This window comes from Gordonia paraffinivorans, assembly GCF_900683595.1.
In the GTDB taxonomy this organism is placed as follows: Bacteria; Actinomycetota; Actinomycetes; order Mycobacteriales; family Mycobacteriaceae; genus Gordonia; species Gordonia paraffinivorans.
Genome location: NZ_CAACYD010000003.1, coordinates 40,539 through 58,841, shown reverse-complemented (window position 1 = coordinate 58,841; position 18,303 = coordinate 40,539). Strand labels below are relative to the sequence as shown.

Genomic DNA, 18,303 nt, shown 5'->3' with positions numbered 1-18,303 from the left:
ACATGAGGTCCACAGTAATGGTGTGCCGACTCACCCCGCCGGGGTGCGGTGAGCGCGCACCTCGAGCGCCTAGAGTCGGGCTTGTGAGCGAACGCGACACGCCGAACGACGGGGAGCCCGACTCGGCCGCCCCCGCATTCAGCCCGTACGACGAACCGACCGGCCAGATCCCGGTCCAGGGGCGGACGCCGTCACAGGACCCGGCGGACCGGGACTCCTTCTTCGACCGGCACGCACGACGCCCGGCGTCGTACTCGAGGGTCGACGAACTCGACGACATCGATCCCGACGACGTCGAGACGCGCCGCATCGACCCGCCCACCCCGGCGCCCGCGGACCCGGAGTCCTCGGACCCCGCTCTTTCCGGGTCCGGCCACGCGAGGCCTGATCGTCCCGGGGCGGATGCTCCGGTGTCCGGATCGTCCCGGCGGGAACCGGGCTCGCCCGCCGTACCTGCACCGGAACCCGCGCACGAACCCGGTGTCGAGCCGACCGTCGCGTTCGCGAAGAGCCCTTCCGAGCCCGCAGGGGTCCCGGCCGACGACGCGCTGACCACCCCGGAACCGGAGCTGCCGCCGGTCGGGACCGCTCGTTATCCGTTCCTCGACGACGAGGACGACAACCTCACGGGCACCGACACCGCCGTGCTCGACGACGATGAGCCCGGTTCACGCAGGGGCCTTTTCGGACGGCGCCGCCGGGATGCGGCCGTCGACGAGCACGAGACCCCGATGGGTGTCGCCGACGAGGAACTCGAGGATGCGGTCGCCAAGGCCCGACGCGGCACCCTCGACCTCGGCCTGCTGGTCCTGCGTGTCGGCCTCGGTGTCGTCGTCGGAGCCCATGGCCTGCAGAAACTCTTCGGTCTGTGGAACGGGCCGCGGTTGTCCGGATTCGAGCAGATGCTCGTCGACGGCGGATTCAACGCCGACTACGCGCAGGCCCTCGCCATCGTGGGCGCGCTGTCGGAGACGGTGGGCGGCCTGATGGTCATCCTCGGTCTCCTCACGCCGATCGGTGCCTCGGCCATCCTGGGCACGATGCTCGTCGCCGCGGCCTACCGTGTCTCGGCCGCGGGCGGTTTCGAGTTCTTCGCGTCGGCGCAGGGCGTCGAGTACGAGTTGTTCCTCGCGGTTGCCGCGGCGGCGGTGATCCTGACCGGCCCCGGCCTGTACTCCCTGGACTATCCGCGCGGGTGGGCCCGCCGACCGTTCATCGGGTCCTTCGTGTGGCTGATCGTCGGCGTCGCCGCGGCGGCCGCGGTCTGGATCCTCGCGAACGGGACCAACCCCCTCGGCTGATCGCGCCCCTGCGCAAGAAATGCGGGCCGGGCGTCGCCCAAGGCGACACCCGGCCCGCATTCTGCGTTCTGCTGTTCCCTGCTCGGGCCTCAGTCGACCTTGCGCACCGCGCCCTTGTCGGCCGAGGTGGCCATCTTGGCGTAGGCCCGCAGCGCCTGGGTGACCGGACGCTGGCGGTCCTTGGGCTGCCACGGACGCTCGGAGGCCTCCATCTTCGCGCGGCGGTCGGCGAGCACCTCGTCGTCGACGAGGACCTCGAGGCGACGGGTCTTGACGTCGATCAGGATGGGGTCGCCGTCCTCGACGAGCCCGATCGCTCCGCCCGATGCCGCCTCCGGCGACATGTGGCCGACCGACAGGCCCGACGAGCCGCCCGAGAATCGGCCGTCGGTGATGAGCGCGCACTTCTTGCCCATGCCGGTGCCCTTCATGAAGGCGGTCGGGTGCAGCATCTCCTGCATGCCCGGGCCACCGGCGGGGCCCTCGTAGCGGACGACGAGCACCTCGCCGGCCTGGATGGTCTTCGACAGGATGACCTGGACGGCCTCCTCCTGGCTCTCCACCACACGGGCCGGGCCCTCGAAGTGCCACAGGTCCTCGTCGATGCCGGCGGTCTTCAGCACGGCGCCGTCGGGCGCGAGGTTGCCGCGCAGCACGCACAGGCCGCCCTCGGTGGTGTAGGCGTGCTCGATGTCGCGGATGCAGCCCCCGGCCGCGTCGGTGTCGAGCGAGCTCCACCGGTTGTTCGTCGAGAACGGCTCGGTGGTGCGGACTCCGCCCGGCGCCGCGTGGAACAGCTCGAAGGCCTCGTCGACGGCCTTGCCGCCGCGGATGTCCCAGTCGTCGAGGAACTTCGCCAGGGACGGGGAGTGCACGGTCGTGGTGGTCTCGTCGAGCAGGCCTGCGCGGCGCAGCTCGCCGAGGATGGCCGGGATGCCGCCGGCGCGGTGCACGTCCTCCATGTGGTAGTCGGAGTTCGGCGAGACCTTCGACAGGCACGGGACCTTGCGGCTGATCTCGTCGATGGTCGACAGGTCGAATCCCTCGACCTCGCCCTCCTGGGCGGCGGCGAGGATGTGCAGCACGGTGTTGGTCGATCCGCCCATCGCGACGTCGAGCGCCATCGCGTTGCGGAAGGCGGACGCGGAGGCGATGCTGCGCGGCAGGACCGACGCGTCGTCGTCCTGGTACCAGCGCTTGGCGGCCTCGACCACGACCTTGCCGGCGCGCTGGAACAGCGCACGACGGGCCTCGTGGGTGGCCAGCGTCGAGCCGTTGCCCGGCAGGGCCAGGCCCAGCGCCTCGGTGAGGCAGTTCATCGAATTCGCGGTGAACATGCCCGAGCACGAGCCACAGGTCGGGCAGGCGGACCGCTCGACCTCGCTCAGGCCCTCCTCGTCGACGTCGGAGTTCGCCGAGGCCGAGATCGCGGTGATCAGGTCGGTCGGGGCATGGGCGACGCCGTCGACGACGACGGCCTTGCCGGCCTCCATCGGCCCGCCCGACACGAAGACCGTCGGGATGTTCAGGCGCAACGCGGCATTGAGCATGCCGGGGGTGATCTTGTCGCAGTTGGAGATGCACACCAGCGCGTCGGCGGTGTGCGCGTTCACCATGTACTCGACCGAGTCGGCGATGATCTCGCGCGACGGCAGCGAGTAGAGCATGCCGCCGTGACCCATCGCGATGCCGTCGTCGACGGCGATGGTGTGGAACTCACGCGGCACGCCGCCGGCGGCGCGGACCGCGTCGGCGACGATCTCGCCGACGTCCTTGAGGTGCACATGCCCCGGCACGAACTGGGTGTAGGAGTTCGCGATCGCGACGATCGGCTTGCCGAAATCGTCGTCGGTCATACCGGTGGCGCGCCACAGCGAACGGGCTCCGGCGGCTTCGCGGCCGACGGTGGTGGTGCGTGACCTCAGGGCTGGCATCGTGTCCTCATATCGATCGTCGGGTCTGGCTGAGTCGCCTCGGCCGCAAGGCCGTTCGGGACGGCCGGCCGGGGCTCGACGGGCGGGACCATCCAGGGTGCGGTCTGCCGTCGGGACTCCTGGCGCAACGCCGCCGACCCAGGGGTTGGTCCCACACGGGCTGTGAGCCTGGGAAGGGGGATGCAACGGCTGCGCACGCTGAGGGTGGGCGTGACGCGTCGCTGAGAGTCCAGGCTACTCCGCTGTGACATGCGGAAACAAAACCAATTGCCGATCACTGGACCGGTGACGGCGCCGGTCAGATCCCCAGGACGGCCTTGGCGATCGAGAAGTAGATGATCAGGCCGGTGGCGTCGCAGAACGTGGAGATGAACGGGGTGGAGAAGACCGCGGGGTCGACGTGGAGCGCCTTCGCGACGAGCGGCATGACACCGCCGACGGTCGCGGCCATGGTGCAGATCGACACGATGGTCAGTCCGATCACCGCGCCGATGGACATCTCGTAGACCAGTGCGGCCACGCCGAATCCGACGACGCCGAGCAGCGATCCCATCGTCAGGCCGACGCGCATCTCCTTGACCGCCACCCGCAGCACGTCGCGGGTCGCCACGTCGTCGGTGGCGAGTGCGCGCGTCACGGTCGTGGCCGCCTGCGAGCCGGTGTTGCCGCCGATGCCGGTGAGCAGCGGGATGAACAGCGCCAGGGCCACCTTCTGTTCCAGGGTCCCCTCGAAGATCTCGAGCACGTTGACGGTCAGGATCGCCGACACGGCCAGGATGAACAGCCACACGATCCGGGCCCGTGTGATCGACAGGATCGAGGCGTACAGGTACGGCTCGCGCAGCGGCTCCCGCGCACCCGCGCGCGCCTCGTCGGTGTCACGCGCCTGCTCCACGACGGCCACCGCGTCGTCGATCGTCAGCACGCCCACGAGGCGATGGTCGCGGTCGACGACGGGCATGGCGAGGATGCCGCGGTCGAGGCAGCGCTGGGCCGTGGCCTCGGCGTGGTCGTCGACGACGGCGTACATCGGTTTGCTCATCATGGCCGCGATCGGCTCGTCGGGGTCCGCGAGCAGCAGGTCGCGCAGGCTGACCACGCCGCAGAGCACCCGCGAGTCGTCGATGACCGGGACCGTGTAGATGGTCTCGGCGGCGTGGCCGCGTTCCTTGACGCGCGCCAGTGCGGCCGAGGCGCTCTCGTCGCGGCGGGCGTGGACGACCTCGGGGCTCATCCGGCGGCCGACGGAGCCTCGCGGATACCCGAGCACGACGGCGGTGGCGTCGCGCTCCTCGGGCGTCAGTTGCTGCACCAGCGCGCGGGCCACGCCGGCGGGGAGTTCGTCGAGCAGCTCCGCACGGTCGTCGGGGTCCAGGTTGTCGAAGGCGGCTGCCACCTCGACCGTGCCCAGGTCCTCGATCAGTCGGTGCTGCGAGTTCGGCGACAGGTCGTCGAAGACCTCGACCGCGAGATCCTTCGGCAGCAGCCGGAACGCGACACCTCGCGGCTTGTGGGGAAGCCGGTCCAGGAGAGCCGCGATCTCACCGGGCGGGAGTGCCGACAGCGCCGACGCGGCGACACCGAGGTCGCCGTCGGAGATCAGTTCGTCCAGCTCGTTCGGTTCGATCGTCGCGTAGGTCACGGTATCGACAGTAGCGGCTGGCGTGACGGTCAAACCCTTTCCGGCAGTGTCGTTTCTGTGCCATCAGGGCTGGGTCCTCGGCCGGCCGCGGCCGTGGGCCGGTCGTGGGCGTGTCCGCCGCGCGATCAGCTGTCGCGCTCGGCGGCGGCCTCGAACGGGTCGGGGATGCGTCCCTTGCTGACCACGTTCAGGGCGGGGAGATCGCGAAAGCCGATGGCGGGCAATCGGACCCGCTTGCCGTTGGTCAGCACGGCGCGGACCGGACTCCAGCGCGGGAACTGCAGGCCCGCGATGTCGGACCAGGGGATCTCGGTGGTCGACAGTCCGCCGACCGCGGTCAGGCCGTCCTCGTTCACGACGGTGCGCAGCCGGCGGATCCAGAGGTAGAGCGCGACCGGGACCACGAACCCGAAGGCGAACCACAGCGAGGCGCCCATCAGCAGGATCACCATCAGCGCGACCATCGGCACGGTGAAGTAGGCGACCCGGTTGATGCGGAAGACCACCGGGTAGGTGAACTCGGCGGAGTCGTCGTCGGGTGTCGAGGTGGGGTCACTGGAGTCGGTCGGCACGCGGCCCATTGTGCCAACAGGCGTCGGTCGGGGCGGGTCTCGGGTCGGCCCGGGAGGCCGGGACGGTCCGGCGATGCCGTCTCGTGAGACGTGGGTCACCACCAGTGGGTTCCCACGATGTGGGACTGCACTGTCCGGAGTTTGACTCTGTGCTACGCGCAGTCCTACCGTGATCTCGTGATGACGAACGGGATTCTCGTAGTACTCGGCTGGCGCGTCGCCTGACCGGTCACTTCGCAGACCCCGAAACGGCAACGACGCGCCACCCTCGAACAGCTGTAGCTGTCGGGGGTTTTTTCATGTCAGGCCACATCACACACAGATGAACACACAAACTAGATGAGGATCGTGCAGTGAGCGCACCAACAGCACGCAACGACGCCGGCCGTACCGAGCCGTCGCGTAACGCCGGACTGCGTACGCAGTCTCCCGCGGCGGGCAACCTCCGTGCGGTAGGCCAGCACACCGTGGCGCCCGAACGCGTCAGCGGCGCACAGTCGGTGGTCCGGTCGCTCGAGGAGCTCGGTGTCGAGGTCGTCTTCGGTATTCCGGGCGGTGCGGTGCTGCCGGTGTACGACCCGCTGCTCGATTCCAAGAAGGTCCGCCACGTCCTGGTCCGTCACGAGCAGGGCGCCGGCCACGCCGCGACCGGCTACGCGCAGGTCGCCGGCCGCGCGGGCGTCATGATGGCGACCTCCGGCCCGGGCGCCACCAACCTGGTCACCCCGCTGGCCGACGCCCAGATGGACTCGGTCCCGGTCGTCGCGATCACCGGCCAGGTCGGTCGGCAGCTGATCGGCACCGACGCCTTCCAGGAAGCCGACATCGCCGGCATCACCATGCCGATCACCAAGCACAACTTCCTGGTGACCCGCGCGATCGACATCCCCAAGGTCATCGCCGAGGCGTTCCACATCGCCGAGAGCGGCCGTCCCGGCGCTGTCCTGGTCGACATCCCCAAGGACATCCTGCAGAGCCAGACCACCTTCTCCTGGCCGCCGCAGATCGACCTGCCCGGCTACCGGCCGGTGACCAAGCCGCACGGCAAGCAGGTGCGCGAGGCCGCGCGCCTCATCAACGCCTCGAAGCGTCCGGTGCTCTACGTCGGCGGCGGCGTCATCAAGGCCAACGCCGCCGAGGAGCTGCGTGAGCTCGCCGAACTGACCGGCATCCCCGTCGTCACCACCCTGATGGCGCGCGGTGCGTTCCCCGACAGCCACCAGCAGCACATGGGCATGCCGGGCATGCACGGCACCGTCGGCGCCGTCGCGGCCCTGCAGCGCAGCGACCTGCTGGTCACCCTGGGCGCCCGGTTCGACGACCGCGTGACCGGCGACCTCTCGTCGTTCGCGCCCGAGGCGAAGGTCATCCACGCCGACATCGACCCGGCCGAGATCGGCAAGAACCGCCCGGTCGACGTCCCGATCGTGGGCGACTGCAAGGCGGTCATCGCCGAGCTGATCGAGACCCTGCGCGACGAGCGCGCCACCACCGGCGCCACCCCCGACCTGTCGGAGTGGTGGGAGTACCTCGACGGCATCCGCAAGACCTACCCGCTGAGCTACGACCGCCAGAGCGACGGCTCGATGTCGCCGCAGTTCGTGATCCAGGCACTCGGCAAGGCCGCCGGGCCGGACGCGATCTACTGTGCGGGCGTCGGCCAGCACCAGATGTGGGCTGCGCAGTTCATCAGCTACGAGAAGCCGCGCACCTGGCTCAACTCGGGTGGCCTGGGCACGATGGGTTATGCCGTGCCCGCCGCGATGGGCGCGAAGGCCGCCGCACCGGAGGCCGAGGTCTGGGCCATCGACGGCGACGGCTGCTTCCAGATGACCAACCAGGAGCTGGCCACCTGCGCCATCGAGGGCATCCCGATCAAGGTCGCCCTGATCAACAACGGCAACCTCGGCATGGTCCGCCAGTGGCAGACGCTGTTCTACGACCAGCGGTACTCCAACACCGACCTCGCCACCCACTCGCGGATGATCCCGGACTTCGTGAAGCTGGCCGAGGCGCTGGGCTGCGTCGCCTTCCGCGTGGAGCGTGAGGAGGACGTCGACGACGTCATCGCGCAGGCGCGGGCCATCAACGACCGCCCGGTCGTCATCGATTTCATCGTCGGCAAGGACGCCCAGGTGTGGCCGATGGTCGCCGCGGGCACCGGTAACGACCAGATCATGGCGGCCCGCGACATCCGGCCGCTGTTCGACGACGACGAGGCCGCCTCCGATCCCGTCGACATCCACGAGACCATGACCAAGCCCGATGCAGCGGCGCCGAATTCGGCTGCGGCGGAGAAGGACCAGAAGTGAGCACCACCCACACCCTCAGCGTCCTGGTGGAGGACCGGCCGGGCGTCCTGGCCCGTGTCTCCGGGCTGTTCTCGCGGCGCGGCTTCAACATCGAGTCGCTGGCCGTCGGACCGACCGAGCTCAAGGGCATCTCGCGGATGACGATCATGGTCTCCGTCGAGGACTTCCCGCTCGAGCAGGTCACCAAGCAGCTGAACAAGCTGATCAACGTGATCAAGATCGTCGAGCAGGATCCGGCCAACTCGGTGTCCCGCGAGCTGATGCTGGTCAAGGTGCGCGCGGACTCGTCGGTGCGCACCGAGGTCATCGAGGTGGTGAACCTCTTCCGCGCCAAGGTCATCGACGTGTCGCCGGAGTCGCTCACCATCGAGGCGACCGGTACGTCGGAGAAGCTCGAGGCCCTGCTGCGGATGCTCGATCCGTACGGCATCCGCGAGATCGCCCAATCCGGTGCCGTGGCACTGGGTCGCGGACCGAAGAGCATGTCGGCCAATCGCTGACCGTTAGACTCCGCTGGAAACAGCGACAAGAGAATTAGAAGTCTCTCGGCGGCAGATCGCACGGCGAGGGGCGCCACAAATCGAAGGGAAACAAAGTGGCCATCGAACTGTTCTACGACGACGACGCAGACCTGTCGATCATCCAGGGTCGCAAGGTCGCGGTGATCGGTTACGGCAGCCAGGGCCATGCGCATTCGCTGTCGCTGCGTGACTCCGGCGTCGACGTCGTCATCGGTCTTCGCGAGGGCTCGAAGTCGCGTGCCAAGGCAGAGGAGCAGGGCCTGAAGGTCCTCACCGCAGCAGAGGCGGCCGCCTGGGCCGACGTCATCATGGTGCTCGCCCCCGACACCTCGCAGGCCCAGATCTTCACCGAGGACATCGAGCCGAACCTGAAGGACGGCGACGCGCTGTTCTTTGGCCACGGCCTCAACATCCACTTCGGCCTGATCAAGCCGCCGGCCAATGTCACCGTCGGCATGGTCGCCCCGAAGGGCCCGGGCCACCTGGTCCGTCGCCAGTTCGTCGACGGCAAGGGCGTCCCGGCGCTCATCGCCATCGACCAGGACCCGAAGGGCGAGGGCCAGGCCCTGGCGCTGAGCTATGCCAGCGCGATCGGCGCCGGCCGCGCCGGGATCATCAAGACCACCTTCAAGGAGGAGACCGAGACCGACCTGTTCGGTGAGCAGGCCGTTCTCTGCGGTGGCACCGAGGAGCTGGTGAAGGCCGGCTTCGAGGTCATGGTCGAGGCCGGTTACGCACCGGAGATGGCCTACTTCGAGGTGCTGCACGAGCTCAAGCTGATCGTCGACCTCATGTACGAGGGCGGCATCGCGCGCATGAACTACTCGGTCTCCGACACCGCCGAGTTCGGCGGCTACATCTCGGGCCCGCGCGTGATCGACGCCGACACCAAGGAGCGCATGCGCGGCATCCTGAAGGACATCCAGGACGGCACCTTCGTCAAGCGCCTCGTCGCCAACGTCGAGGGCGGCAACAAGGAGCTCGAGGCCCTGCGCAAGAAGAACGCCGAGCACCCGATCGAGGTCACCGGCAAGAAGCTGCGCGACCTGATGAGCTGGGTCGACCGCCCCATCACCGAGACCGCCTGAGTCCGAACGACCCTCACGATCGGCCCCTGGGATTCGTTCCCGGGGGCCGATCGGCTTTCTCGCCCGTTGCGTCGCGCCCGGGTCCGTGGTGGGTGGTCTGTGCTGGCGGCGGCAGCGATTGTCGTCACGTCCGGAATGCTCGGACAGAAGAGGCCCGCCGAAATGGCGGGTCGTGTCGAGACCGCGGTCGTCGTGGAGGTGGATCGCCCGGTGGTCCGCCACGACCGGCGCGAAAAGAACGACGCCCCGGGTGTGTACCCGGGGCGTCGTCGAGGAGTCCTGTCAGCGGTCAGTAGACGCGGAAGCCGCCGTAGGCCGGCAGCGAGGCGACGCGGTCGAGGATCGGCTTGATGTTCGTGCCGGTCTCCGGGCCGAAGCAGCCGACGAAGTAGTAGGCGTTGACCATGCCGACGAGGCGGTCGCCGACGACGACCGGGCTACCGGAGTCGCCTTCGATCACGCACAGCTGGCTGAGGTGGACGCCGCCGTCGGAGAACCAGGCGATGCCACAGGTGTTGCCGGTGGTGCGGCCCTCCTTGCACGCGATGGTGGGGAAGGCCAGCGGACGGGTGTCGATGCCGCGGATGGTCACGCCGCGAACGGTGCGCAGCGGCACCACGCGCGACTCGTCCAACTCGATGATGGCCATGTCGAGGTCGGGAGTGGAGTAGGTGATGACGCCGGCCTGCCCGCGGTCCTGGAAGGTCTCCGAGTAGACCTTCTGGCCCCGGTTGCCGCAGTGGCCCGCGGTGATGCCGATCAGCTTGCCGGTCTTGGAGCGGCCGATGGTGGTCAGGGTGCACGCCGCTGCGGAGTTGCCGCCCTTGAGGACCAGAATTCCCGAACCGCCCCCGAGGTAAATCTTCGCCGGCGCCGCGACCGCGGCACCTGCACCCCAGCCGGCCAGCACCGTCGCAGCCAGTATGGCCAACAGTGCTGTCAGCTTCTTCGTCATCCGTTCTCCACTTCTCATTCTTCGCAACCGAACCGCCTGCCGAGTGCGTCGGACAGGCGGTCAAAGCACACCGTACCGACCGCGCCGGGCGATTGCCTCCGGCTGAACCGACCCGGGCACGCATTGCAACACTTCCGTGATGCACGTCGTTGCGGCTCGTAATGCCGATCACACTCTACCCAGCCGTGGGGACAGCGCCCCAAAATTGAGGTAGACCGCCTGATCGGAGCCGATTTGGGGGCTCTAAGCTGTGACATGGAGAGTCCGCGACCCTCCGACCTGACCTTTGGTGTCATCGCACCTGCCCCGACTCTGGAGATAAGACTGTGAGCTCTGCTGGCCGCCCGGTTGTACTCATCGCCGACAAACTGGCGCCGTCCACCGTGGAAGCACTCGGTGACGGCGTGGAGGTGCGGTGGGTCGACGGCCCGGACCGCCCCAAGCTGCTCGAGGCCGTCGTCGACGCCGACGCGCTCCTCGTGCGTTCCGCGACGACCGTCGACGCCGAGGTTCTCGACGCCGGCAAGAAGCTGAAGATCATCGCCCGCGCCGGAGTCGGACTCGACAACGTCGACGTCCCGGCCGCCACCGAGCGCGGCGTCATGGTCGTCAACGCCCCGACCTCCAACATCCACTCCGCGGCCGAGCACGCGATCGCCCTGCTGATGGCGACTGCGCGCCAGATCCCGGCCGCCGACGCCACCCTGCGTGAGCACACCTGGAAGCGCTCGTCGTTCAACGGCGTCGAGATCTTCGACAAGACCGTGGGCGTCGTGGGCCTCGGCCGCATCGGTCAGCTGGTCGCCGCCCGCCTGGCCGCGTTCGAGACCCACATCATCGCCTACGACCCCTACGTGTCGCCGGCCCGCGCCGCGCAGCTCGGCATCGAGCTGGTGAGCCTGGACGAGCTCCTCGAGCGCGCTGACTTCATCACCATCCACCTGCCGAAGACCCCGGAGACCGAGGGCCTGATCGGTGCCGAGCAGCTCGCCCGTACCAAGAAGGGCGTCGTCATCGTCAACGCCGCCCGCGGCGGCCTGGTCGTCGAGCAGGCGCTCGCCGACGCCATCAAGTCGGGTCAGGTCCGCGCCGCGGGTCTCGATGTCTTCTCCACCGAGCCCTGCACCGACTCGCCGCTGTTCGAGCTGCCCGAGGTCGTCGTCACGCCGCACCTGGGCGCCTCCACCGCCGAGGCCCAGGACCGCGCCGGCACCGACGTCGCCAAGAGCGTGCGCCTGGCGCTGGCCGGCCACTTCGTGCCCGACGCCGTCAACATCACCGGCGGCGCGGTCGACGAAGAGGTCGCCCCGTGGCTCGAGGTCGCCCGCAAGGCAGGCGTCCTCGTCGGCGCCATCAGCAAGGAGCCGCCGACCTCGATCGTCGTCGACGTCCGTGGCGAGCTGGCGGCCAAGAACGTCGAGGTGCTCGGCCTCTCGGCACTGCGCGGTCTGTTCTCCGCGGTGCTCGACGAGCCGGTCACCTTCGTCAACGCTCCGGCCGTCGCCGAGAGCCGCGGTGTGACCAGCGAGGTCACCACCGCACCGGAGAGCCCGAACCACCGCAGCGTCGTCGACGTGAAGGCCGTCTTCGCCGACGGGTCCGTCCACAACGTCTCCGGCACCCTGACCGAGCCGCGCCTGGTCGAGAAGATCGTGAACATCAACGGCCGCAACTTCGACCTGCGCGCCGAGGGTCACAACCTCATCGTCAGCTACGCCGACCGCCCGGGCTCGCTCGGCAAGATCGGCACCATCCTGGGCGATGCCGGCGTGGACATCCTCGCCGCCGGCCTCTCGCAGGATGCGGAGGGCGACGGCGCGACCATGATGCTGCGCATCAGCAGCGCGCTGACCGACGATGTCGTCGAGACCATCTCGCAGGCGGTGGGCGCCACCCTGATCGTTCAGGTGGACCTGTCGTGAAACTCGCAGTCATCGCCGGCGACGGCATCGGTCCCGAGGTCATCGGGGAGGCGCTCGGCGTCCTCGAAACCGTGGTCCCGTCGCTGACCACCACCGAATTCGACCTCGGCGCGCGCCGGTACCACCGCAACGGCGAGCTGCTCACCGAGGGCGACCTCGATTCGCTCCGCGAGCACGATGCGATCCTGCTCGGCGCCATCGGCGATCCGTCGGTGCCGCCGGGCATCCTCGAGCGCGGTCTGCTGCTCACGATGCGGTTCGCCCTCGACCACCACGTGAACCTGCGCCCGTCGCGCCGGTTCCCAGGTGTGGCCTCGCCGCTCGCCGGTGATCCGGAGATCGACTTCGTCGTCGTCCGTGAGGGCACCGAGGGGCCCTACACCGGTAACGGCGGGTCGATCCGCGTCGGCACCCCGCACGAGGTCGCCACCGAGGTCAGCGTCAACACCCGCTTCGGGGTGGAGCGCGTGGTGCGCAACGCCTTCGAGCGCGCGCAGAAGCGCCGCAAGAAGCTGACCCTGGTCCACAAGACCAATGTGCTCGGCTTCGCCGGGTCGCTGTGGAGCCGGACCGTCGAGGAGGTCGGCAAGGAGTTCCCCGACGTCACCACCGACTACTGCCACGTGGACGCGGCGACCATCTACCTGGTCACCGACCCCGGTCGCTTCGACGTGATCGTCACCGACAACCTGTTCGGCGACATCATCACCGACATCGCGGCGGCGGTCAGCGGCGGCATCGGACTCGCGGCGTCGGGCAACATCGACGCCACCGGGACGAACCCGTCGATGTTCGAGCCGGTCCACGGCTCCGCGCCCGACATCGCCGGCCAGAACAAGGCCGACCCGACGGCGGCGATCCTGTCGGCGGCACTGCTTCTCGAGCACCTCGGCGAGAGCGACGCCGCGGCGCGCATCGAGAAGGCTGTCGCCGACGATCTCGCCGAGCGCACCGGTCCGGTGAAGACCACCGAGGTCGGCGCGCGCATTCGCGAACGCCTCGGCTGAGTCGCCCTCAGACCGCGAACACCGACGAACCCCACAGGCCGGACCCGGTCTGTGGGGTTCGTCGGTTCGAGCGCCTCAGACGTCGTCTGGTGAAGGGACGCCGGGTGATTCGACGCGTGACGGCGCCTCCTCGGGGACCAGGGGAGCGGCGACCAGCGGTGCCAACGCCGTCAGCGCGAAGGCCGCCGGGAACCCGACCGCGGCGATCAGTCCTCCGAGTACCGGCGTGGTCGCGGCGGTCACCAGGTACTGCCCGGTGTTCTGCACCGCAAGCCCACGCCCGCTCCAGGCCGGCCCGGCGAACTCGGCGATCGCGGTGAACGCCAATCCGTTGTCGGCCACCGAGATCACGCTCGCCACCGCCATCAGGGCGGGCGCGACCGGACTGTCGAACCAGTCGGCCACGGCCAGCGCGCACATGGAGGCGACGCCCGCGACCGCGATCACGCGGATCGGGCGCATGCGCGACAGCCATGCGTCCGACCACCGGCCCGCGGCGATCCGGCCGAGGGCGCCGACGACCTGGGTGACCGTGATCAGGACGCCCGCCCCCTGAGGGGACCAGTGGTGCGCCACGATCAGCCAGGTCGGCGCGAACGTCCACAGCATCGACTGCGGGATCACCAGGAGCATGCTGACGCCGTGGACGCGGGCCAGAAAGGAGTTGCCCCGGTAGGGGTTCGGCGCGTGCATCGGAGTGGAACCGGCTTCCCGCGACGCCGTCCGGCGGGGTGGGTCGGTGATCCCGACGGTCACCGCCAGCAGGCCGGCGGCGGTCACGATCGCCGGGATGGCGAGGGCGGCAGCGGGTCCGTGGTCGGCCGCGATCGCAGGCATGGTCAAGGCGCACACGCCGATCCCCAGCGGCTGGGCCATCTGGCGAATGCCCATCGCCGTCCCGCGCCGGTGAGCGGGGAACCATCCCACCACGATTCGCCCGCTGGCTCCGTTGGCGGCGCCGGAACCGAGCCCGCCCACGAACAACGCGGCGCCGACCACCATGTAGGAGGAGTCGGAGTGGGCGGCGACCGCGGCTGCGGCCGCGCCCGCGAGCGAGATCGACAGCGAGACCATCAGGACCAGCCGTTCCCCGAAGCGGTCCAACAGGATTCCCCACGGGATGGTCGCGATCATCAGGCCGATCGTGGGCACCGCGGCCAGCGACGACGCCTGCGGCAGTGAGAGTCCGGCGTCGGTGTGCAGCGAGGGGATGAGGTAGGCGACGCCGCTGACGACACAGGTGGTCGTGAGCGCGGCGAGCAGCGAGCACCCGAGGATGACCCACCGTCTGGTGTCGGAGATGACAACGGCGTCATCCATCGGACTCACCTCTCTCCACCGTTTCGGGACGCGGCTGGCGTCTCAATATATGGAACACTGAGTTCACATTGTAGAACCCGTGGCGATCGCGGCCAACTCGGCTCCCCGTGGGCCGGATCGCCTCGTGCGCTAGGGTCGGACCATGCGTTTAGGTCGAATTGCGAGTCCCGACGGGGTGGCATTCGTGTCGGTCGAGGGCGAGGGCTCCGACGCCGTCGTGAAGGAGATCGCCGAACATCCCTTCGGCACCCCGACGTTCACCGGTCGCTCCTGGAAGCTGGCCGACGTCCGCGTGCTGGCCCCGATCCTCGCCAGCAAGGTGATCTGCGTCGGCAAGAACTACGCGGCCCACGCGGCGGAGATGGGCGGGGAGGCGCCGGAGGATCCGGTGATCTTCATCAAGCCGAACACCTCGATCATCGGCCCCGAGGTCCCGATCGTCCGGCCGCCGTCGTCGGAGCGCGTCGACTACGAGGGCGAGCTCGCGGTGGTCATCGGCCGCCCCTGTAAGGACGTCAAGGCTGCGCAGGCCAAGGATGTCATCCTCGGCTACACCGTCGCCAACGACGTGACCGCGCGCGACCAGCAGAAGATCGACGGCCAGTGGACGCGCGCCAAGGGCTATGACACCTTCTGCCCGCTCGGCCCGTGGATCGAGACGACCCTCGATCCCTCCGACGTCGAACTGGTCACCGAACTCGACGGCGAGGTGAAGCAGCGCACGCGAACGTCGTTGATGCTCCACGACGTCGGTGAGATCGTGGAGTGGATCTCTCGGGTGATGACGCTCCTCCCCGGTGACGTCATCCTCACGGGTACCCCCGAAGGCGTGGGACCCATGGTTGCCGGGCAACGCGTTTCGGTGACCGTCGAAGGTATCGGCACGCTCTCCAACCCGGTGGTGGACAAGCAATGACAGCTCCGAGCACAGCTCGCGTCAACGGAATCGACATCTCCTACAGCGTTTCGGGCAGCGGCCCGCTGGTCGTCATGGTGATGGGCACCGGCAGTCCCGGGCGGGTGTGGAAGGCGCATCAGGAACCCGCGCTGGTGAAGGCGGGCTACACCGTCGTCACCTTCGACAACCGCGGGATCGCGCCGTCGTCGGAATGCCCGGAGGGCTTCACGCTCGACGACATGGTCAACGACACCGCCGGCCTGATCGAGCATCTCGGCCGCGGCCCGGCGATCGTCATCGGCACCTCGCTGGGCGCCCGGATCACCCAGGAACTGGCGCTGGCGCGTCCCGATGTGGTCAAGGCCGCCGTGCTCGTCGCCACCTACGGCCGCAGCACGCCTCTGCAGCAGGCGATCTCGGCCGGCGAGCGCGCACTCTACGACAACAACATCAAGCTGCCGCGCGAGTACGAGGCCGCGATCACCGCTCATCTCAACCTGTCGCCGCACACGCTGGACGACGACCGCGCCGCGCGCGACTGGCTCGACATCATCAGCTTCTCGCCGCAGACGGTGACCCCCGGGGTGCGGGCGCAGCTCGAGCTGCACAACAACGAGCTCGACCGCCTCGCGGCCTACAAGGGAATCACGCGCCCGACGCTGGTCGTCGGGTTCGCCGACGACCGCACCCTGCCGCCGAAGCTGGCGCGCGAGGTCGCCGACGTGATCCCGGGCGCCGAGTACGTGCAGATCGAACGCGCCGGGCATTTCGGATATCTCGAGCGTCCCGACGAGGTGAACCGGGTTCTCGTCGAGTTCTGCGGACGCCACCGGGCCTGAACGCGCTGGTCCGGCCCGAAAGCGGTTTCGATACGCTGAGGGTCATGACCAGTAGTGATGTGCGTGTCCGTTTCTGTCCGTCCCCGACCGGTACACCCCACGTGGGAATGGTTCGGACCGCGCTGTTCAACTTCGCCCAGGCCCGTCACGACGGCGGCACGTTCGTCTTCCGCATCGAGGACACCGACGCCCAGCGTGACAGCGAGGAGAGCTACCAAGCGATCCTCGAATCCCTGCGCTGGCTGGGACTCGACTGGGACGAGGGCCCCGAGGTGGGCGGCCCCTACGGCCCGTACCGGCAGTCCGAGCGTCGCGAGATCCACACCGACGTCGTGCAGAAGCTGCTCGACGCGGGGGAGGCGTATGAGGCGTTCTCCACGCCCGAGGAGGTCGAGGCCCGGCACAAGGCGGCCGGTCGCGATCCCAAGCTCGGTTACGACAACTTCGATCGCGACCTCACCGAGGAGCAGAAGGCCGCCTACCGTGCCGAGGGGCGCAAACCGGTTGTGCGCCTGCGGATGCCGGATCACGACATCACCTGGAACGACCTCGTCCGCGGCGAGACGACCATCAAGGCCGGCACTGTTCCCGACTTCGCGCTCACGCGTGCCTCGGGCGACCCGCTCTACACCTTGGTGAACCCGGTCGACGACGCCATGATGAAGATCACCCACGTGCTGCGTGGTGAGGATCTCCTCTCCTCGACGCCGCGCCAGATCGCGCTCTACGAGGCGCTCATCCGCATCGGCGTGGCCGACCGCGTCCCCGAGTTCGGTCATCTGCCGTTCGTGATGGGGGAGGGCAATAAGAAGCTCTCCAAGCGCGATCCGCAGTCGAACCTCTTCCATCATCGCGACCGCGGCTTCATCCCCGAGGGCCTGCTGAACTACCTGGCGCTCCTCGGCTGGGGCTACTCGAAGGACACCGACGTCTTCACCCTCGACGAGATGATCGCGGCTTTCGATGTGCGACAGGTGAATTCGAACCCCGCACGCTTCGATCAGAAGAAGGCCGACGCGATCAACGCCGAGCACATCCGCCGGCTGGCGCCCGGTGACTTCACCGCCCGGCTGAAGGCCTTCCTGATCGGGCACGGGCACCTCGCCGAGCCGGTCGACGACGCGACGTTCGCCGCGCTCGCCGAACTCGTGCAGACGCGGATCACCGTCCTCGGTGACGCCTGGGACCTCATCAAGTTCGTCTACGTCTCCGATGACGAGTTCACCATCGACGAGAAGGCCGCGAGCAAGAATCTCGGCGCGGACTCGGTGGCGGTTCTCGATGCCGCCATCGCCGCCGTGGAGCCGCTGGGCTGGTGGGCGACCACCGAACTGCAGGACGCCCTGACCAAGGCGCTGGTGGACGATCTGGGCCTCAAACCGCGCAAGGCGTTCGGTCCGGTGCGGGTGGCGGTCACCGGTTCGCAGGTGAGCCCGCCGCTGTTCGAGTCGATGGAGATCTTGGGGCGCGACAAGAGCCTCGCACGCCTGCGCGCAGCCCGCGAGATCGCCGAAAAATAGCCTCTGAGCTGCACGTTTGTGGACTTCCGGGAACCCTTTGCTAAAGTCTTTCTCGGCGCTTTTCCCGGCAGGGAGAAGCAAGTCCATGGGGTATGGTGTAATTGGCAACACAGCTGATTCTGGTTCAGCCATTCTAGGTTCGAGTCCTGGTACCCCAGCGAACTGAAGAAGGTCGAGTCTCTCGGATTCGACCGCTGGAAGTTCCTTGGCCCCGTCGTCTAGCGGCCTAGGACGCCGCCCTCTCAAGGCGGTAGCGCGGGTTCGAATCCCGTCGGGGCTACAGAGGCTCCCTTCTCCTGCTCAAGCAGGGGTAGGGAGTTTTTCACTGCGAAGTGATCTCTCGTGATCGGGTCCGTCCCAGGATTCGGTCGCACCGGAAGTTCCCTGGCCCCGTCGTCTAGCGGCCTAGGACGCCGCCCTCTCAAGGCGGTAGCGCGGGTTCGAATCCCGTCGGGGCTACAGATCGACTCCC

14 protein-coding genes and 3 tRNA genes are annotated in these 18,303 nt (G+C 68.7%); 12 read left to right on the top strand and 5 right to left on the bottom strand.

Annotated elements, in window-relative coordinates; all coding sequences use genetic code 11:
• Positions 1-83: 83 nt before the first annotated feature.
• Positions 84-1,301 (top strand): DoxX family protein, encoded by a 1,218-nt coding sequence (locus E1P53_RS01075; RefSeq protein WP_006899863.1) that lies wholly within the window; start codon positions 84-86, stop codon positions 1,299-1,301.
• 89 nt (positions 1,302-1,390) lie between these two features.
• On the opposite strand, the gene ilvD is transcribed toward E1P53_RS01075, so the two are convergent.
• The 3 genes from ilvD to E1P53_RS01060 all read right to left on the bottom strand — a co-directional run bounded on the left by ilvD (position 1,391) and on the right by E1P53_RS01060 (position 5,449).
• Complete coding sequence (gene ilvD, locus E1P53_RS01070) at positions 1,391-3,235, bottom strand: dihydroxy-acid dehydratase (RefSeq protein WP_006899862.1); 1,845 nt, start codon at positions 3,233-3,235, stop codon at positions 1,391-1,393.
• 298 nt (positions 3,236-3,533) lie between these two features.
• Positions 3,534-4,877 carry a magnesium transporter gene (mgtE, locus tag E1P53_RS01065; protein ID WP_040526591.1) on the bottom strand — a complete coding sequence of 448 codons (1,344 nt, stop codon included), beginning with the start codon at positions 4,875-4,877 and terminating at the stop codon, positions 3,534-3,536.
• A gap of 125 nt (positions 4,878-5,002) precedes the next feature.
• Complete coding sequence (locus tag E1P53_RS01060; RefSeq protein ID WP_109237507.1) at positions 5,003-5,449, bottom strand: PH domain-containing protein; 447 nt, start codon at positions 5,447-5,449, stop codon at positions 5,003-5,005.
• 353 nt (positions 5,450-5,802) lie between these two features.
• Between E1P53_RS01060 and E1P53_RS01055 the strand changes: the two genes are divergently transcribed.
• From E1P53_RS01055 to ilvC, 3 genes are all read left to right on the top strand, one after another.
• Positions 5,803-7,761 carry an acetolactate synthase large subunit gene (locus tag E1P53_RS01055; protein ID WP_131733207.1) on the top strand — a complete coding sequence of 653 codons (1,959 nt, stop codon included), beginning with the start codon at positions 5,803-5,805 and terminating at the stop codon, positions 7,759-7,761.
• On the top strand, positions 7,758-8,261 hold the full coding sequence (gene ilvN, locus E1P53_RS01050; RefSeq protein WP_006899858.1) for an acetolactate synthase small subunit: 504 nt from the start codon (positions 7,758-7,760) through the stop codon (positions 8,259-8,261). The genes E1P53_RS01055 and ilvN overlap by 4 nt, the downstream gene beginning before the upstream one ends.
• 95 nt (positions 8,262-8,356) lie before the next feature.
• Positions 8,357-9,370, top strand: a complete 1,014-nt coding sequence (gene ilvC / locus E1P53_RS01045; protein WP_006899857.1) for a ketol-acid reductoisomerase — start codon at positions 8,357-8,359, stop codon at positions 9,368-9,370.
• A gap of 289 nt (positions 9,371-9,659) precedes the next feature.
• On the opposite strand, the gene E1P53_RS01040 is transcribed toward ilvC, so the two are convergent.
• Positions 9,660-10,325 (bottom strand): chymotrypsin family serine protease, encoded by a 666-nt coding sequence (locus tag E1P53_RS01040; protein WP_006899856.1) that lies wholly within the window; start codon positions 10,323-10,325, stop codon positions 9,660-9,662.
• Between the two features lie 326 nt (positions 10,326-10,651).
• Here E1P53_RS01040 and serA point away from each other — a divergent pair, with 326 nt between their 5' ends.
• Both serA and E1P53_RS01030 read left to right on the top strand, forming a co-directional pair.
• Positions 10,652-12,247, top strand: coding sequence for a phosphoglycerate dehydrogenase (gene serA / locus E1P53_RS01035; protein ID WP_006899855.1), 1,596 nt, complete (start codon positions 10,652-10,654; stop codon positions 12,245-12,247).
• Positions 12,244-13,254 carry a 3-isopropylmalate dehydrogenase gene (locus tag E1P53_RS01030; protein ID WP_006899854.1) on the top strand — a complete coding sequence of 337 codons (1,011 nt, stop codon included), beginning with the start codon at positions 12,244-12,246 and terminating at the stop codon, positions 13,252-13,254. The genes serA and E1P53_RS01030 overlap by 4 nt, the downstream gene beginning before the upstream one ends.
• Before the next feature lie 75 nt (positions 13,255-13,329).
• Here the strand turns inward: E1P53_RS01030 and E1P53_RS01025 are convergent, their stop codons facing one another.
• Positions 13,330-14,574, bottom strand: coding sequence for an MFS transporter (locus E1P53_RS01025; protein ID WP_131733206.1), 1,245 nt, complete (start codon positions 14,572-14,574; stop codon positions 13,330-13,332).
• A gap of 142 nt (positions 14,575-14,716) precedes the next feature.
• Here E1P53_RS01025 and E1P53_RS01020 point away from each other — a divergent pair, with 142 nt between their 5' ends.
• From E1P53_RS01020 to E1P53_RS00995, 6 genes are all read left to right on the top strand, one after another.
• Positions 14,717-15,490 carry a fumarylacetoacetate hydrolase family protein gene (locus E1P53_RS01020; protein WP_006899852.1) on the top strand — a complete coding sequence of 258 codons (774 nt, stop codon included), beginning with the start codon at positions 14,717-14,719 and terminating at the stop codon, positions 15,488-15,490.
• Positions 15,487-16,311: an alpha/beta fold hydrolase gene (locus E1P53_RS01015; RefSeq protein ID WP_006899851.1), complete on the top strand. Its 825-nt coding sequence runs from the start codon at positions 15,487-15,489 to the stop codon at positions 16,309-16,311. Before E1P53_RS01020 ends, E1P53_RS01015 begins: the two co-directional genes overlap by 4 nt.
• A 44-nt stretch (positions 16,312-16,355) precedes the next feature.
• Positions 16,356-17,831, top strand: a complete 1,476-nt coding sequence (gltX, locus tag E1P53_RS01010; RefSeq protein WP_131733205.1) for a glutamate--tRNA ligase — start codon at positions 16,356-16,358, stop codon at positions 17,829-17,831.
• An 86-nt stretch (positions 17,832-17,917) separates the two neighbouring features.
• Positions 17,918-17,989: transfer RNA gene (locus E1P53_RS01005), tRNA-Gln, on the top strand.
• Positions 17,990-18,038: 49 nt separating this feature from the next.
• Positions 18,039-18,111, top strand: a tRNA-Glu gene (locus E1P53_RS01000).
• Between the two features lie 106 nt (positions 18,112-18,217).
• Positions 18,218-18,290: transfer RNA gene (locus E1P53_RS00995), tRNA-Glu, on the top strand.
• Positions 18,291-18,303: the final 13 nt, after the last annotated feature.

Excerpts from the sequence above, each read along its gene's own strand:
- ilvD (WP_006899862.1), bottom strand. The coding sequence starts at position 3,235 with ATGCCAGCCCTGAGGTCACGCACCACCACCGTCGGCCGCGAAGCCGCC.
- E1P53_RS01020 (WP_006899852.1), top strand. The coding sequence starts at position 14,717 with ATGCGTTTAGGTCGAATTGCGAGTCCCGACGGGGTGGCATTCGTGTCG.
- gltX (WP_131733205.1), top strand. The coding sequence starts at position 16,356 with ATGACCAGTAGTGATGTGCGTGTCCGTTTCTGTCCGTCCCCGACCGGT.
- E1P53_RS01040 (WP_006899856.1), bottom strand. The coding sequence starts at position 10,325 with ATGACGAAGAAGCTGACAGCACTGTTGGCCATACTGGCTGCGACGGTG.
- E1P53_RS01025 (WP_131733206.1), bottom strand. The coding sequence starts at position 14,574 with ATGGATGACGCCGTTGTCATCTCCGACACCAGACGGTGGGTCATCCTC.
- E1P53_RS01015 (WP_006899851.1), top strand. The coding sequence starts at position 15,487 with ATGACAGCTCCGAGCACAGCTCGCGTCAACGGAATCGACATCTCCTAC.